We start from the raw sequence: 16,587 nt of genomic DNA, 5'->3' as shown, positions 1-16,587 counted from the left end.
TAATTCGCTTGTACACTGTACCCTGGCGCCGACCGAAGGACCTCGCCAGCAGAACAACCGGGCTGGTCCCGTGCCCTGATCTGGCCCGTGCGCCACCGAGACGAGGTCCTTCGGTCGCGCGCAATCTGTAGTGTGACTTCTGGTTGGACATGATGCGCTCCCTCAGGAAGTCACCGCTTCGTTATGGATGTGAGGTTTAGCAACACCCTCTCAGGCTGAGGAAGTCAAAGCGGGCAGGCTGATTCTTGAACACCCTCTCAGAGGGCCGAGCTCGGCAGCTGCTCCGGCGTCCAGCGATCCCGAATCTGGCGCTACCGCCGCAGGTACTCGTCCACGTTGCTCGCGAGCACGTCGAGCGGCACGTTGCCGCCCAGCACCACCGTGTCGTTGAACGCCTTGAGGTCGAACGCGGCGCCCAGCGCGGCCCGCGCCCGCTCGCGCTGACGGTTGATCTCGCTGTGGCCCACCTTGTAGCCGCACGCCTGCCCCGGCCACGAGCAGTAGCGGTCCACCTCGCTGGCCACCTCCAGCGGGTTGCTCCCGTTCACCTCCACGAAGAACCGCACGCCCTGCTCGCGCGTCCACCCCTTGGCGTGCAGGCCGGTATCGACTACCAGCCGGCAGGCCCGGAACGCGATAGACTGCAGGTAGCCCAGCCGGCCGACGGGATCGCTGTCGTACGCGCCCAGCTCGTCGGCCAGCTGCTCGGCGTAGAGCCCCCACCCCTCGGAGTACGCGTTGAACGAAAGCATCTGGCGCACCAGCGGCATGTCGTGCGTGTACTCGCCCTGCCAGATGTGGCCGGGGATGGCCTCGTGAAAGGCAAGGTCCGCCAGGCTGTACCGGCTGTGCAGGTCGGTAGTGCGCAGGTTGATCCAGAAGCGGCCGGGGATGGCGCCGTCCACCGACCCGGCGCCGCCGTACGCGGCCGGCGCGCCCGGCTCCTCCTCAGGCGGCAGGCGCTTTACCTCCATGTTGGGGTTCACCACCGTGTTGAACGCCCGCGGCATCTGCGCGCGGATCCACGCCAGCCGCTCGTCGATGAAGCGCAGGATCTCGGCGCGCCCCGCGTCGCCCTCGGCGAATTTGTAGCGCGGATCGTTCGCCAGCGCCTTCATCCGCTCGCCCACGGTGCCCTGCGCGTAGCCGATCTCCTTGAGGATCGCGTCCATGCGCGCGTGCAGCCGCGCCAGCTCGCCGCGGCCCAGCTCGTGTACCTCGTCCGGCGACATCGTGGTGGTGGTCGACGCCTTGAGGGCCCAGCGGTAGAACTCGTCGCCGTGCGGCCGCGCCGAAATCCCGGCGTCGTTGGTGGCGACGGCGCGCTGCGCCTCCAGTTCGCGGATCTGGCGGTCCAGCGCCGGAGCGATCTCCTGCGCGGCGATCCGCCGCGCGCGCCCGGCCCAGTCCCCGGGGATGTTCCGGGACCGGCGCTCCAGCGACTCCACGAGCATGCCCCCCTCGCGCGCGCCCTGCGCGGAAAGGCGCAGCTGCGGCAGCGCCTTGTCCAGCAGAAAGGCCGGCGGAACCATGCCCATCTGCCGCGCCGCCCGGATGCGTTCCAACTCGCCGTCCAGCTGCCGCGCGTACGACTGCAGCCGCGCCAGGTACGCCTCGGCGTCGGCGGCGTTCTCCACGCGGTGATCGCTGTCCAGGAAGCGGGGGATGTCGAGATACGCGCCGGTGTTCTGGATCACCACGTACGGCGAGTTGCGCCAGCCGCCCACGGTGATGTCGCCGTAGGGGAGCGCAAAGCCTTCCAGCGCCGTGGTGTAGGCGCTGCGGACCACTTCAACGCTGGTCCTCACGGCGTGCGACAGCCGGCCGGCGTCGACCGCCGCGAGCCGGCCCAGGTCCGCGCGCAGCTGCTCCGCGATCCGCCGCTGCCCCGCCGCGGAGCGGTCCACCAGCCGGGACCGGAGACCGGCCCGCGCGCCCACGTCCAGGCCAAGCGAGGTCGCCAGCTCGGGCGAGAGATCGAGGAGATCGTTGCCGATCTGGTCCAGGAGCATGATGGCGTTCCGGTCGGCGTCGGTAGGCGCGGACGAGGGCGGCATGCGGGTGGCGCCGCATGCGGAGACCAGCGGCAGCGCGGCGACGGACGCCAGGGCGGCCAGCATCTCCCTGCGCGTAAGGAGTCCGTGGGCAGTCGGGGCGTCGGACATCGTCGAAGGCTCGGTTCAGGGCGTGAGGGGTGGCCCACAATGTGGACTCGCCCAGCGGGAAGCGACAGCCCCGGCGGCTGCCGTCATGTGCCCGCCGTCTCAGAGTGTGATTAAGAATCCCCTGCGGTCGCGCCGGTCTGTCATTTCGAAGGAGGCGCCACACCGCACCATCGGCTCGCACGAAATCCTGCGCGCGCCGACTAAGAAATCTACTGTCTGCTGCTGGTGCCCTGCCGCACCGCTCCGGTAATGGCCCTGTCCGCCCGTGTCGTAGCCGCAAGGTAAGCACGGGCTGCCGCGTCTGCCCTCCAGCAAATCCGACAGCGGATTCCTCGGCCCTGCAACCTCTGGTGTGAAAGCAGGCTACGGCGTGGCCGGGCCTCGGAATGACAGCGTTGCTGGATCTGCCTGATGTGCAGCGTCGGATTCTTAAACACACTCTCAGCGAACCTCGCCGTCACCAGCCGGAAGGGGTGATTTCGAACACGACCGCCCTCGTGGCCACACCGGCGCCCGTATCGATCATCCAGCCGGCGTCCGGCGGCGGCATCGGCGTCCCGTCCGTTGCCCGGTTGGAGCGCACGGCCGCCTTCGTCCTCCCCGCGCGTTGTCAGGGGCGGCGAGTGCGGATAACATGGCGAAGGAGCGGTTCGGACCGGGAGCCGGAGCGGTGACGACGGAGGGACACGATGAGCGAGCGCATGCGTCGGAGAGGCGGCGAATCCCGCCTCCGGACGATGGAATAGGCGGGATGGCTGAAACCGACGAGGTCGACGCCCTGTTCCGCCGCTACCGGCGTGAGGCGGTGCTCCTGCACCGCCCCTGGCCGCCGCACGCCGGGCCGCCGACCAACAGCCGGTTCGGCGGACTTCCCCGGCTGCCCGAGCGCTACGAGTGGCCGCGCACCTCCCGCGGCACGCCGCTCCACTTCATGGCACAGGTCGACTGCGCCGACATCGCCTTCAAAACCGTCCTGCCGGACCGGGGCGTGCTCTTTTTCTTCGGCCGGGACGACGCCTACGGCGCCTGGCACGGACAGCGGCCGGCCTCCGACACCTGCCGCGTCCTGTACGTGCTCGATGCCGTGGCGCTTACCCCGCCGCGGCAGCCGCCCGCGGACCTGCCGCCGATCCGCCATCCGTCCAGGGGGCAGAACGTCCACTCCGCGTGGCCTGTCGTGCCGCTGAAGTTCGACAGCTTTCCCGGCGAGGACGCCCTGCCCCTGGCGAGCGACCGCGACCCGCGGGCGTGGCGCCGTCTCCTGGAACGTCTGGCGCCCCGTGCCGGGAAGGCGCCGGAGATCGGTGCGGAGGTGCGCGCCGCCTACGACGCGCGGCTCGATGCCCGGCGTGCCGCCGCCCTCGCCGCCGCCACCGGCGCCCGGCCGCCACGCGCGCCCAGGCACGGAAGGGAGGCGGCCGAGGGCGGCGGCGCCATCTTCGACTTCGCCCCCGCGGGCCCGCAAAGCTTTCCCCAGCACTGGGCTTGCGTTCACCACCTCGCCCGAGAGATCCTGGACCGTCCGCGCTCCCCCTCCATCTCCGGGAAGGAGCACGGGGAGCGGGTCGCCGAGGCCGAGCGCTGGCTGGGCCGCTCGCGCGAAGGCGCACTGGACCGCCCGGTGGCGGAGGATGACCGGCAGGCGCTGCGCACGTGGCTGGCAGGCCTCGACGACCGCGCCCAATTCGTCTACTGGAGCGCCGTCCGCACGATCTGGTCGTGGGCGAGCGACCCCGCCCTCGCGGCGCGGATCCCCGACCACGTCTACGCCGCCTGCGCGCCCGTCTTCTACGGCTACGACGAGGAGAACCTCCGGTTTGCCCAGATGCTGGGCCACTCTCCCGCCCCCCATGTCGCGCGCCCTGTCGGCGCCCCCACGATCTGCCTGCTGAGCCTGGACACCGACGGGGCGCTCGGGTGGTACATCGGGGAAGGCGGCCAGTGCGACTTCTGGATCACTCCCCGCGACCTCGCCCGCCGCGACTTCAGCAAGGTCGAAGGCGTGCTCGACGGGTACGGCTACTGACGCCGGCTCGCCCGTGCGGCCGGCGGCCAGCCGATCGCCGCGCCGTCGCTCCGGCTCATGCCAGATCCTGAAAAAGAATAATCGTACAGAGGAACAGAGTCAGACAGAGGAAACGAGACCATGCTTCCACTCGCTTTCTCTGTTTGATTCTGTTCCTCTGTACCCTACAGGTGTTGTTTTTCCTGATCTGGTATCAGCATTAGCCCTTCGCCTGCACGTGGCGGCCGAAGTTGTCCAGGATCGCCTGCCATCCCTGGCGCTGGAACTCGGGCGGAAACTCGTTTTCCGCATCGAACGTCTCGCGGACCCGCACGCCGCCGGGGGCTTCGGCGAACTCGACCGTGACCTCGCGGCCGTCGCTCATCCGGTACTCGATGGCCCGCCCCGGCACGACGCGGGTGTAGGTGCCCTCGAAGTCGAAGCCCTCGCTGCCGTCCTTTGCCTCCATCCGCGACCGGAACGTACCTCCCTCGCGAAGGTCGACGGTGCTTTCGGTGGTGTGCCAGTCCTCGCCCGCGGAATTCCACGCCCGGATGTCTTCCGGGGTGTTCCAGGCGTCCCACACCCTGTCCGGCGCGGCGTTGACGAGCGTTTCCACGGTGATCTTCATCGTTGTCTCCCTGTTGAACGTTGGCGGTGGCTCACCCGTGCGTCGAACGAGCGGAAAGGATTTCGACATCGGTTCCATCCGCCGGCACGTCGCCCCGGTGGTCGAGCCCGCGGCCGGCCAGGCGGGTTGCCGGATGGGGGCGGACGAGGTACGCTGAACGCCGGCGGCGCCGCACCCAGGCATCGCGGCGCCTGGGCGGGCGGCCGGCGACCGGCGGGCTTTCCTGGTCGAACAACCCTGGGAGCAAGATGTATTTGATGGAGTATCCGGACGCCAGGATCAACGTGCCGCTCGACGAGGTTTTCGTGCGGACCGAGGAGATCGACGATTACGAGACCGATCCGCAGTTCCTGGCCGAACGCGTCCGGGAGTTCGTGGATCGCATGCTCACCAGCGGACGCTATCCCCGGAGCGGCATACCGCGGGATGCGGTGCTCGCCGCGGCGGTCTACGACTTCATCAGCACGTTCGAGCACGATGGGCTCCACACCTTCATCGACAGCACCGGCTGGGACGAGGTGCTGAACGCGGACATACGCGAAGGGCTGAGGCGGCTTGGATTCGATGGCTTCAGCGCCATCTTCGCCGACCTGGAGGCGTTCATGGCGCGCATCGATCCACAGTCCTTCGAGGACGGCGACTGGTGGGAAGATCCGGTCCTCGAGGCGCTGGACGCCCGGTTCTCTCCCTTCCATCCGATCCAGTGGTACTACGACCAGCTCGCGGCCTGGATCGTGGGATGGCCCTGCCTGCGCAGCGTGCCGGCCGCGGAGTACCAGGCCACCATCAATGCGATCGCCAAGAAAAACCTCGACCCGCCGCCGGACGCGCCCGGTCTCTCTGCCTGACGAGGGAGCGCATGCGAAATCCACCGGACTTCGCCGGCATCGACGGCCAGTGCACCTTCCGGATCACCCCCGGTGACCTCGCCCGCCGCGACGTCAGAGGGTGTTCAAGAATCCCTGCGCTCGCGCCCGTATGTCATTTCGAAGGAGGCGCCACACCGCACCATCGGCTCGCACGAACTCCGGCGCGCCGACTGAGAAATCTACTGTCTGCTGCTGGTGCCCCGCCGAACCGCTCCGGCATTGGCCCTGTCCGCCCATGTCGTAGCCGCGAAGCAGGCACGGCTACCGCGTCTGCCCTCCAGCAATCCGACAGGGGATTCCTCGGCCCTGCAACCTCTGGTGTGAAAGCAGGCTGCGGCGCGGCCGGGCCTCGGAATGACAGCGCTGGTGGATCTGCCTGGATGCGCAGCGTCGGATTCTTGAACACGCTCTGAGCCTGAGAGGGTTGCTAAACCTTCAAGCTCGCAACCAAGCGGTGACTTCCTGGAGGGAGCGCACCACGCGTAACAAGAAGCCACACACCCCCCTGCGCGCGACCGAAGGATTTCGTCCGCCTTCGCGAAGGACTGTCTTCCGGGCGCGGCAGCCGGCCCCCGGTTCTGCCGGCGAGATCCTTCGGTCGGCGCCAAAGTCCATCGTACCCGCAGGTTGCGTAGCGGCGCCTCCCTCAGGAAGTCAATCACGCCGGGAGGTTTGGCAACACCCTCTGAGGGAACGTCGGAAACGGCACGAGAAAACTCCGTTGACTCCGCTGACTCCGTGTGAGTTTCCACCTGCTCCACAGCCCTTGCTCACGGAAAGCTGGGCCGGAAGTAGCGGCTCCGGTCCGCCGTTGCCGGCTGTCCCCTGTCCCCTGTCCCCTGTCCCCTGTCCCCTGTCCCCTGTCCCCTGTCCCCTGTCCCCTGTCCCCTGTCCCCTGTCCCCTATTCCCTATTTCCTGTCAGGCCCGTTCTTTGGAGGATGCCTCGTAGCCCGCCGAAACGCCAGCACCCTCTCCCACAGCATTCGTGAGAGAGGGTGCGGGGGATCCGCGGGCGGCGGAGGCGCTAGGGCCGGCCCGCCGCCGGGGGCTGCTGCGCGCCGGCGGCCGGCGGCACGCTGTCGGGCCGGGTGGCGCCGCTGCCGCCTTCGGACGGCGCCGGCGTGGGCGCCGCGCCGCCGCCCGGCAGCGTGTCGCGCTGGTCCAGCTGCTCCAGGTGAATGCTGGTATCCACCGCGATCCCCATCCGCGCCGCCTCCTCGGGCGAGAGCGCCTTGGCCTCCGTCTCCACCTGCTGCGCCGACATCCCGTCCTCCCACTGCGTGTTGGCCGTATCCATCTTTACGGCGCCCGTCTCGCCGCCGCCTCCGCCCCGGCAGGCGCCCGCCCACAGGCACCCGGCAACAAGCACGGCAAGACGAACGGCACGGCCCGGAATCGGCTTCGGCATGGTTGCGCTCCCCACGTGATTTTTGACGGGATCGGTCGATGTGCGGGCGGGCGGGCGTCAGGCGCGGGGCCCGGCGCCCTCCAGGAAGTCGCGGACGCGCTCCCACACCTCCTGGGCGCGCTCCCAGTGCGGCAGCCCCCCCGTGGGCAGCCCCACCACCTGCACGTTGGGGCGCCCGTCCAGCTCCGGCAGGCGGTCGTAGCTCTCCTGGCGGCGGTTCTCGACCGTGCCGTGCACCACCAGCACCGGCTGGCGCAGCCGGCGAAAGGTCTCGGCCGCGTCCTTCGGGAACATCCGCCCGCTCAGGAAGTCGTCCACCGGGAACGCCGCGCCGTCCATCCGCGACGTCTCGGCGCCAAACTCCACGAACTCCTCGGGCACGCCGAACTCGGGGGTGAACAGGTTCTCCTCCGCGAACCGGTACAGCGCCTCGGGCGTGGTGAGCCGGTCGTAGAAGGCGCGCTGCACGCCGGGCAGGGTAAACAGCAGCCGAGACCACAGCCGCGGGATGGCCGGCGGGTCCTTGCCCAGCCCCGAGGGCTCGATGGCCGCCAGCGCGTGCACCAGGTCCGGCCGCCGCCGCGCCACCTCGGCCGCGTACGCCGCGCCGAGGGAGAGGCCCACCACGTCCGCGCCCCCCGCCGGACGGACGACGCGCTCCAGGAAGTGCTGCAGCTGGTCTTCCATCAGGCCGGGCTCGTACGCCAGCTCCGGGCGGTCGCTGTGGCCGAACCCGATCCACTCCAGCGCGTACAGCGGGCGCTGGGTGTGCTTGCGAAAGGCGCGCACCAGCGGCCGCATCTCGTGCGCGCTGGCCACCGCGTTGATGGAGTGCAGGAACACCACCGGCCGCCCCGTCCCCTCGCGCACGTAGTACGCGTAGTGGACGTCGCCCCACTTTTCGTACTGGATGGGCAGCCCCAGCGCGTTGGGCAGCTCCGTCACCGGGCGCCGGCGCGCGCGGCGGGCGCCGAACACGTACACCGCGTAGGCCGCGGCCGCGGCCGCGCCGAGGCCGGCGGCGGCGCGGCGGCGCGTCACCAGCGGCTTCTTGCCCTTCTCGTCGTCCCCCGGCCCCTCGTCCCGCTCGTCTCGGTCCGCCATCCCCGTGGCCCTTTCGCCCATGCTGCCGTCCATTGATCCCACCCGTGCAAGCCCCGTGCAAACGGAAAAGCCCGGCGACGCGCGCCGGGCCGTGCATCCGTCCCGCTCCGCCGCCCGGCGGCTCCGTTCAGCGCGCCAGCGCCTGCGTCTGCGTCTCCGGCCGCGGCCGCACCTGCCGCTCCGGCTGGGGACTGGTCTGCAGCTGCGGGTGCTCCGGCACCGCCGGCTGCAGCCCCTGCTGCGCCCAGGCGAACAGCGAGCGCTCGCCGTGCTCCGCCCAGGTCATCACCCCGCCCTTGATGCCGGCGGTAAAGAACAGCAGCACCACCAGCGCCGCCGCCGTGGCCACCCCCGCGAACGCCGGCCCCGACAGCCGCGCCTCGGCGTGGTCGTCGGCCGAGCGGGCGGGGCGCATGTACATCACCACGATCACCCGCAGGTAGTAGAAGTACGACACCAGCGAGGCCAGCACCAGGATGACCGCCAGCGACGGCACCCCCAGGCGCACCAGCGCGCGCAGGATGTACAGCTTGCCCAGGAACCCCGCCGTCAGCGGAAAGCCCGCCAGCGACAGCAGGAAGATCGAGAGCATGGCCGCCAGCCACGGCTTCTGCGAGGCCAGCCCCGCGTAGTCCTCCAGCGTCACCCGCTCGTCCGTGCCCCGCGCGTTGGCGATGATGATGCCGAACGCCCCCGCCGTCATCAGCGTGTACACCAGCAGGTAGAACAGGAACGCCGCGCCGCCCCCCGCGTACCCCGCCAGCACCGCCGCCAGCAGGTACCCCGCGTGGGCGATGGACGAGTACGCCAGCATGCGCTTCAGCGAGCCCTGCGTCATCGCCAGCAGGTTCCCCGCCACCATGGTGATGGCCGCGATCAGGTACATGGGCCGGGCCCAGTCGCCGAAGTTGCCGCTGAAGCCCACCAGGAACACGCGGATCAGCGACGCGAACGCCGCCGCCTTCACCCCGGTGGCCATCAGCGCCGTCACCGGCGTGGGCGCGCCCTCGTAGGCGTCGGGGGTCCACATGTGAAAGGGGATGGCCGCCACCTTGAAGCCGAACCCCACCAGCACCAGCCCGATCCCCGCCAGCAGCATGGGCTCGCTGCGCTGCCCCGAAAGGAGCAGCGGAAAGATGCCGCGGATGTTGGTGGACCCCGTGGCGCCGAACACCATCGCGATCCCGTACAGGAAGATGGCGCTGGTGAACGCCCCCAGCAGAAAGTACTTGAGCGACGCCTCGGTGCTGCGCGGGTCCATGCGGTCGAAGCCCACCAGCACGTAGATGGCCACCGACATCACCTCCAGCCCGATGAACACCATCATCAGGTCGGACGCGCCCGCCATCAGCATCATCCCCAGCACGGCGAACAGCACCAGGGCGTAGAACTCGCCGCGGTTGATCCCCCGCCGGTCCAGGTAGCCGACGGAGATCAGCACCGTCATGGCCCCCGACAGCAGGAACAGGCAGTTGGTCAGGCCGCGGAACGCGTCCACCGCCACCATGCCGTTCTCCACGTCGCGCAGCGGGTCGGCCGCCAGCGTCTGCGTGATCAGGGGGATGTTGGCCACGAAGGTGGCCGCCAGCACCGCCAGCGACGCCCAGGGCACCCAGCGCGCGGAGGGCCGCGACGCGTTGCCCTTCTGCATCACGTCGCCCAGCAGCACCGCCATGGCGCCCAGGGCCAGCACGATCTCGGGGAGCAGCGCCCAGAGGTAGTCGCCCTGGTTGCTCACCAGCTCCAGCCTACGATCCATGGGTCGGGGGTCCTTATCGGTTGTCGGGCGCGGCGGCCACCGGGGGCGCCGGCAGCTCCGGCGCCAGGCGCGAGGCCTGGCTCAGCTCCAGCACGCGGGCGGCCGCGGGCTCCATGCGGTCCAGCACCGGCCTGGGATAAAAGCCCAGCAGGATGATGAGCACCACCAGCGGCGCCAGCAGGCCGATCTCGCGGGCGTTCAGGTCCGGCAGCCCGCGGTTCTCACGCTTCGACAGCGGGTTGAAGAGCATCCGCTGCACCATGGGCAGCATGTAGTACGCGGCGAAGATCACCCCCAGCGCGGCGACCAGCGCCATCCACGGGCGCGACAGGAAGGCGCCCACCAGCACCAGGAACTCCGAGGCGAACCCCGCCGTCCCCGGCAGCCCGATGGAGGCCATGGCCGCGAACACCAGCAGGGTCGCAAAGACGGGGAGCGACGCCGCCAGCCCGCCGAAGTCCTCGATCTCGTAGCTGTGCCGGCGCTCGTACAGCATGCCCAGCAGAAAGAACAGCATGGGCGTGGAAAGGCCGTGGCCGATCATCACCAGCAGCGCGCCCTGCAGCCCGATCAGGTTGAAGGCGAAGATCCCCAGGATCACGAAGCCCAGGTGCGCCACCGAGGTGTACGCCACCAGCTTCTTGGCGTTGGGCTGCACCGCCGCCACCATGGCCGCGTACAGAATGCCGACGAGGCCGAGGACCATGGCCCACGTCACCGTCCGCGAGTCCGACGCGGCGTCGGGAAACAGCGGCAGGGCAAAGCGGATGAAGCCGTAGGTGCCCATCTTCAGCAGCACGCCCGCCAGGATCACCGAGCCCGCCGTGGGCGCCTGCACGTGCGCGTGCGGCAGCCAGGTGTGGAACGGGAACATGGGCACCTTCACGGCGAACGCCAGCGCGAACGCCATGAACAGCATGAACTGCTCGCGCCCCGTAAGCTGCAGCCGCAGGAAGTCGAAGTACGAAAAGGTGGGCGCCCCGCCCGCCGCCTGCGCCTTGTGCCACAGGTACAGGATGGCCACCAGCATCAGCAGCGAGCCCACCGCCGTGTACAGAAAGAACTTGACCGCCGCGTACACCCGCTCGCGCCCGCCCCAGATGCCGATCAGGAAGTACATGGGGATCAGCATCATCTCCCAGAACACGTAGAACAGGAACATGTCCAGGGCCACGAACACGCCCACCACGCCGCTGGTCAGCGCCAGCAGGCTGGCGTAGAAGCCGCGCTCGCGCTCGCGGATGTACGTCCACGAGCCCAGCACCATCAGCGGCAGCAGCAGGGTGGTCAGCAGCACCATGAACAGGCTGATGCCGTCCATCCCCAGCTGGTAGCGGATCCCCCAGTCCGGGAACCAGGGCGCGTCGATGCAGTTGCTCATCCCCGTCTGCGGCCCGCCGATGCCGCAGCTGGTCCCGGGGCGATAGTAGAAGAACAGGGGGACGGAAAGGATGAACTCCGCCACGCCCACCCACAGCGCCACGTGCCTGGCGTTGCGCTCGCCCGACAGGTACGCGGCCACCGCGCCCAGCAGGGGAAGCACGATCAGCAGCGTAAGGATGCCGTGGCTCTGAAAGAAGCTCTGCATGTCCGTTCGTCGGGTCAGAAGGCCACGAAGCTGCCCAGCACCACCAGCACGCCCAGGATCAGCACGAAGGCGTAGGTGTTCACGAAGCCGGTCTGCGCACGGCCCACCCACAGCCCCAGCGCCTGCGCCATGCGGCCGAAGAAGTCCACCGTGCCGTCGATCACGCGGTCGAAGCCCCACTCCGCGCGCGAGACGGCGTTCACGGGACGAACCACCACCCGGTCGTAGAGCTCGTCCACGTACCACTTGTTGTACAGCGCCTTCTGCAGCCCGCCCGTGTACGCCGGCTCCTGGTCGGCGGTGCGCAGCTTGGCGTTGCGGCGGCTCACCAGCACGTACGCCAGCGCCAGCCCGCCCAGGCCGATCGCGATGGCCAGGAAGATGGGCCACGCCGCGTGGGCCGCCTCGCCCGCTTCGCCCACGTTGTCGCGCATCACCGTCTCGGCGCCCGAGATCACCGGGTGCAGCCAGTGGTGCAGCGTGGCGTCGCCGCCGATGGCGATGGCGTTGAAGAGGGGGCCCAGCACCGGCACGTGGTCGAACACCGCCTTCTCCACGTTCAGCAGCCCGCCGATCGTCGACAGGATCGCCAGCAGGATCAGCGGCATGGTGAGCGTCCAGTCACCCTGGTGCAGGTGCCCGCGCTCCGTCTCGCTGCCGCGGAACCGGCCGAAGAAGGTGTAGATCATCATGCGGCCCATGTAGAAGGCCGTCATGAACGCCGTAAGGGTCAGGATGACGCCGATGGCCAGCATCCAGGGCGTGGGATTCATCCCCACGCTCTCCAGCCCCTGCGCCAGCGGGTTGTGCCCGTCCGCCCCCAGCCACGCCGCGCCGATGATCTCGTCCTTGGAGAAGAAGCCGGCGAACGGCGGCACGCCCGAGATGGCCAGCGTGGCGATGCCCATGGTGATGAACGTCCACCGCAGCGGCCCGGCCAGCCCGCCCATGTTGCGCATGTCCTGCGCGTCGGCCGGGTTGTGCGTGGCGTGGAAGGCGTGGTGCATGGCGTGGATCACCGCGCCGCTCCCCAGGAACAGGCAGGCCTTGAAGAAGGCGTGCGTCATCAGGTGGAACACGCCGGCCACGTACGCGCCCATCCCCACCGCCGCGAACATGAAGCCCAGCTGCGACACGGTGGAGTAGGCCAGCACCTTCTTGATGTCCCACTGCTTCAGGCCGATGCTGGCCGCGAACAGCGCCGTCAGCGCGCCCACCACCGCCACCACCAGCGACGCCACCGGCGCCATGGCGAAGAGGACGGACGAGCGGACGACGAGGTACACGCCCGCCGTCACCATCGTGGCCGCGTGGATCAGCGCGGAGACCGGCGTGGGGCCGGCCATGGCGTCCGGCAGCCAGACGTACAGCGGCAGCTGCGCGCTCTTGCCCGCCGCGCCCAGGAAGAAGAACAGGCAGATGGTGGTCACGACGGCGCCGCCAAAGGCCAGCTGCGGCGCCAGGCTCATCACGCCCTGGCCGTCCGCCGAGTCGGCGAAGTTCAGCGTGCCCAGGTGCGTGAACAGCAGGAACATGGCGATCAGGAAACCGAAGTCGCCGATGCGGTTGACGATGAACGCCTTCTTTCCCGCGTCGGCGTTCGCCTTTTCCTTGAACCAGAAGCCGATGAGCAGGTAGCTGCACAGGCCCACGCCCTCCCAGCCCACGAACATCACGGGGTAGGAAGCGCCCAGGACCAGGATGAGCATGAAGAACACGAAGAGGTTCAGGTACGCCATGTAGCGCGGGTACCCGGGGTCCTCCTTCATGTAGCCGATGCTGAAGACGTGGATCAGGAACCCGACGCCGGTGATGATGAGCGTCATCAGCATCGACAGCGGGTCCAGCAGCAGGCTGAAGTCCACCTGCAGGTCCTTGCCGCTCACCACGTCGTTCACCGGCATCCAGCTCCAGCCGTGGATCGCCTCGAACGTGCCCGTGCCGCGCATGGCCAGGAAGTTCATCACCGCGATGATGAACGCCCCCAGGATGGCGCCCGGCGCCACCAGCGACGGCAGCGTGTGCGTCCACGGCTTGGGCCCGGCCGGATGATCGTGCGCGTCGTGCGCGTGGTCATCGTGCGCGTGGTCATCGTGCCCGTGCGCGTCGTGCCCGTGCGCGTCGTGGGCATGATGCGCGTCGTGGGAATGGCTCGCGTGGTCGGCCGCGGCCGCGTCGACGGGGTTGGGGCGCAGGCCGCTGTCCATCCCCTCCTGCTCGCTGGGCGCGCCCGCGTGGGCGTGCGCCAGGGCGGCGCCGGCGGGGGCCTGCGCGTGGGCCGCGTCGTGGCCGTGCGTGTCCCAGTGCGGGTCGCCCACGGGGGGAACGACCGGCAGGGCGCGGCGCGCGGCAAGCAGCGCGGCGAATCCGTTGATCAGGAACCCGAGCAGCGGCAGGCCCAGGATCAGCCAGGGAAGCACCGGGTGAAACGCGGCGCCGTGGGCGGCCGCTTCGGCGCCGTGCGCCGCGGCCGGGGCCCCGTGTTCGGCGGCTTGAAGGAGGAGCATCACCCCTACCACCTGAGCAGGCTGAAGTTCTTGACGTCCACCGACTCGCTGTGCCGGAAGACCGCGATGATGATGGCCAGCCCCACCGCGGCTTCCGCGGCGGCGACGGCGATCACGAAGAACACGAACACCTGTCCCTGCACCCCGGCCGTGGCGCTGAGCGACACGAAGGCCAGGTTCACGGCGTTGAGCATGAGCTCGATGCACATGAACAGGATGATGGCGTTGCGGCGCACGATGACGCCCGCCACCCCGATGCTGAACAGCAGGGCGCTCAGCCCCAGCGTGTACGAAAGCGGTATGGTGTCCACGGGCTCAGACCTTTCTCTTGGCCAGCATCACCGCGCCCACCACCGCGATCAGCAGCAGCATGGCGGTGGCCTGCAGCGGCACCGTGAATTCCTGGTACAGCGGCATGCCGATCATTCCCACGGAGCCCTGCTCGGCCTGCTTTGCGGCCAGCAGGGCGGCGCCGGCCTGGTTGCCCAGCGGCGCGGGCATGTCGGCGGTGAACACGCGGGCCAGCAGGGCCAGCATCACCAGCCCGGCCCCGCCCGCGAGGATCTTCCACCCGGTTCCCCGGATGTCGGACTCGTAGTCGTTGCCCAGGTTCAGCAGCATGATGACGAACAGGAACAGCACCATGATGGCGCCGGCGTACACCAGGATCTGGATGATGCCGATGAAGTAGGCACCCAGCAGGGTGTAGATGGCCGCCAGCGAAAAGAAGGTGCCGATGAGCCACATGGCGCTGGCCACCGGGTTTCTTCGCGTGATCATGGCCAGGGCGCTGCCGCCGGCGCACGCCGCAAAGAAGAAGAAAAGGACCTGGATTACCATTCGATCGCGGTTCGATCGTCGTGGGGGGCCGCGCCGTTCCGCAGGCCCGCGGGGCGCCGTCTCCGGCGCCGAAAACACGAAGTCCCGACGGCGGATCACACCCGCCGCGGTACTGCGATTCCGTCTTTCTCTCCTGCCGCGCGGACCCCGTGTCCGCGGTCCCGGAGCCCTTCAGCCACCCACCAGCCGGCCGAAAGAACCCGCGAATGAGCCCGCCGAGAACCCGGCGAAGGGCCCAGGCGAATGAATTCGCGGCTGGGACAACGCGATGTCCGCCTGCGGACCCGTGTCCGCCGTCCCGTCACGTCTCCGCCGGCCACCAGCACGCCGCCAAACCCGGCGAATGGCCCAGGCGAATGAATTCGCGGCTGGGACAACGCGATGTCCGCCTGCGCGGACCGTATCCGCGCCCCGTCACGCCTCCGCCGGCCACCAGCATGCCGACAGATCCGGCGAATGGCCCAAGCGAATGAATTCGCGGCTGGGACAACGCGATGTCCGCCTGCGCGGACCGTATCCGCCGTCCCGTCACGCCTCCGCCGGCCACCAGCACGCCGACGGACCCGGCGAATGAATTCGCGGCTGGGACAACGCAATGTCCGCCTGCGCGGACCCGTGTCCGCCGTCCCGTCACGTCTCCGCCGGCCACCAGCACGCCGCCAAACCCGGCGAATGAATTCGCGGCTGGGACAACGCAATGTCCGCCTGCGCGGACCGTATCCGCCGCCCCGTCACGTCACCGCCGGCCACCAGCAGGCCGCCAAACCCGGCGAATGAATTCGCGGCTGGGACAACGCAATGTCCGCCTGCGCGGACCGTGTCCGCCGTCCCGTCACGCCTCCGCCGGCCGCCAGCACGCCGACGGTAGATTCCTCGGTCGCGCGCCGGGTGTCGAGGTTCGGACCGTTCTGCGCGGCGCTCCCTCGGAATGACAGTACGCAGCGCGTTGTCACACTCCGGGGTGTCGGTCGCGCAGCCCCGCGCCGTTTTGCGGGGCTTCTCGCTGTTCCAGCCGCGGGTTCACCCGCCCGGGACGATGCCGGCCGACGACGCCCCTCTACCTGCCCGGGACGACACCCGCCGACGACGCCCCCGTCACCCGTTCACCCCTTCACCCCTTCACGCCAGACCCTCGGAAGCCGCGGAACCGTCCTACTTTCGCACTCCCGCACTAACGCACTTCCGCACTTCCGCACTTACTCCCCCGCCGGATCCGCCGGGTCCCACAGCAGCGTGCTCGGGTGCTTCTGCTTCATCAGCCGGTCCAGGTCGTACACGAACTCGTTGCGCGTGTACTCGGCGTTCTCGTAGTGGTTGCCCACGTGGATCGCCTCGACCGGGCACACCTCCTGGCACATGCCGCAGAAGATGCAGCGGAACTCGTCGATCTCGTAGACGATGGGATAGCGGTTCCCCTGGTCGTCCTCGCCCGGCACCAGCTTGATGCAGTTGGCCGGGCAGATGGTGGGGCACAGGCCGCAGGCCACGCACTTGGGACGTCCGTCCTCGTGCGTCTCCATGACGTGCGTCCCCCGCCAGCGCGGGCTCAGCTGCTTCTTCTGCTCGGGGTACTGGATGGTCACGTCGCTGCGGTCGCCGGCGCTCTTGCGCATGTGCCGGAACGTGAGCGCCATCCCCTTGAGCGTGGCCCGGATGTACGACGACTGCCGCACCGGGCGCTTCATTACGACTACGTTGGCCGCCATGTCC

13 protein-coding genes are annotated in these 16,587 nt (G+C 69.4%); 3 read left to right on the top strand and 10 right to left on the bottom strand.

Features of this window, described 5'->3' with window-relative positions:
* Positions 1 to 311: 311 nt before the first annotated feature.
* Positions 312 to 2,165, bottom strand: a complete 1,854-nt coding sequence (locus VGC13_RS04175; protein WP_331123951.1) for a DUF885 domain-containing protein — start codon at positions 2,163 to 2,165, stop codon at positions 312 to 314.
* Positions 2,166 to 2,916: 751 nt separating this feature from the next.
* Between VGC13_RS04175 and VGC13_RS04170 the strand changes: the two genes are divergently transcribed.
* A complete protein-coding gene (locus VGC13_RS04170) occupies positions 2,917 to 4,191 on the top strand; it encodes a DUF1963 domain-containing protein (RefSeq protein WP_331123950.1) in 1,275 nt (424 codons plus the stop codon).
* Positions 4,192 to 4,390: 199 nt separating this feature from the next.
* Here the strand turns inward: VGC13_RS04170 and VGC13_RS04165 are convergent, their stop codons facing one another.
* A complete protein-coding gene (locus tag VGC13_RS04165; RefSeq protein ID WP_331123949.1) occupies positions 4,391 to 4,801 on the bottom strand; it encodes an SRPBCC family protein in 411 nt (136 codons plus the stop codon).
* On the opposite strand from VGC13_RS04165, the gene VGC13_RS04160 reads away from it, so the two are divergent.
* Both VGC13_RS04160 and VGC13_RS04155 read left to right on the top strand, forming a co-directional pair.
* The gene (locus VGC13_RS04160; RefSeq protein WP_331123948.1) at positions 4,791 to 4,958 is read left to right on the top strand and encodes a hypothetical protein; all 168 of its coding nucleotides are present in this window, start codon (positions 4,791 to 4,793) and stop codon (positions 4,956 to 4,958) included. The two genes, VGC13_RS04165 and VGC13_RS04160, sit on opposite strands and share 11 nt — an antisense overlap.
* 91 nt (positions 4,959 to 5,049) lie before the next feature.
* A complete protein-coding gene (locus VGC13_RS04155) occupies positions 5,050 to 5,649 on the top strand; it encodes a DMP19 family protein (RefSeq protein ID WP_331123947.1) in 600 nt (199 codons plus the stop codon).
* Positions 5,650 to 6,695: 1,046 nt separating this feature from the next.
* On the opposite strand, the gene VGC13_RS04150 is transcribed toward VGC13_RS04155, so the two are convergent.
* The 8 genes from VGC13_RS04150 to VGC13_RS04115 all read right to left on the bottom strand — a co-directional run bounded on the left by VGC13_RS04150 (position 6,696) and on the right by VGC13_RS04115 (position 16,583).
* Positions 6,696 to 7,079, bottom strand: coding sequence for a hypothetical protein (locus tag VGC13_RS04150; RefSeq protein WP_331123946.1), 384 nt, complete (start codon positions 7,077 to 7,079; stop codon positions 6,696 to 6,698).
* A gap of 57 nt (positions 7,080 to 7,136) precedes the next feature.
* Positions 7,137 to 8,216: an alpha/beta hydrolase gene (locus VGC13_RS04145; RefSeq protein WP_331123945.1), complete on the bottom strand. Its 1,080-nt coding sequence runs from the start codon at positions 8,214 to 8,216 to the stop codon at positions 7,137 to 7,139.
* A 94-nt stretch (positions 8,217 to 8,310) separates the two neighbouring features.
* Entirely contained in the window at positions 8,311 to 9,942 is a 1,632-nt protein-coding gene (locus VGC13_RS04140) for an NADH-quinone oxidoreductase subunit N (protein WP_331123944.1), read from the bottom strand.
* 13 nt (positions 9,943 to 9,955) lie between these two features.
* A complete protein-coding gene (locus tag VGC13_RS04135) occupies positions 9,956 to 11,530 on the bottom strand; it encodes an NADH-quinone oxidoreductase subunit M (protein WP_331123943.1) in 1,575 nt (524 codons plus the stop codon).
* A gap of 14 nt (positions 11,531 to 11,544) precedes the next feature.
* Positions 11,545 to 14,037, bottom strand: coding sequence for an NADH-quinone oxidoreductase subunit L (gene nuoL / locus VGC13_RS04130; RefSeq protein ID WP_331123942.1), 2,493 nt, complete (start codon positions 14,035 to 14,037; stop codon positions 11,545 to 11,547).
* Between the two features lie 5 nt (positions 14,038 to 14,042).
* Complete coding sequence (nuoK, locus tag VGC13_RS04125) at positions 14,043 to 14,348, bottom strand: NADH-quinone oxidoreductase subunit NuoK (RefSeq protein WP_331123941.1); 306 nt, start codon at positions 14,346 to 14,348, stop codon at positions 14,043 to 14,045.
* A 4-nt stretch (positions 14,349 to 14,352) separates the two neighbouring features.
* The gene (locus VGC13_RS04120; RefSeq protein ID WP_331123940.1) at positions 14,353 to 14,877 is read right to left on the bottom strand and encodes an NADH-quinone oxidoreductase subunit J; all 525 of its coding nucleotides are present in this window, start codon (positions 14,875 to 14,877) and stop codon (positions 14,353 to 14,355) included.
* 1,196 nt (positions 14,878 to 16,073) lie between these two features.
* Positions 16,074 to 16,583, bottom strand: a complete 510-nt coding sequence (locus tag VGC13_RS04115; protein WP_331123939.1) for an NADH-quinone oxidoreductase subunit I — start codon at positions 16,581 to 16,583, stop codon at positions 16,074 to 16,076.
* Positions 16,584 to 16,587: the final 4 nt, after the last annotated feature.

Origin of the sequence: Longimicrobium sp. (genome assembly GCF_036399255.1) — a bacterium.
Taxonomy (GTDB): Bacteria; Gemmatimonadota; Gemmatimonadetes; order Longimicrobiales; family Longimicrobiaceae; genus Longimicrobium.
Note: the sequence above shows the minus strand (reverse complement) of the source record. Positions and strands in the feature narration are given on the sequence as shown.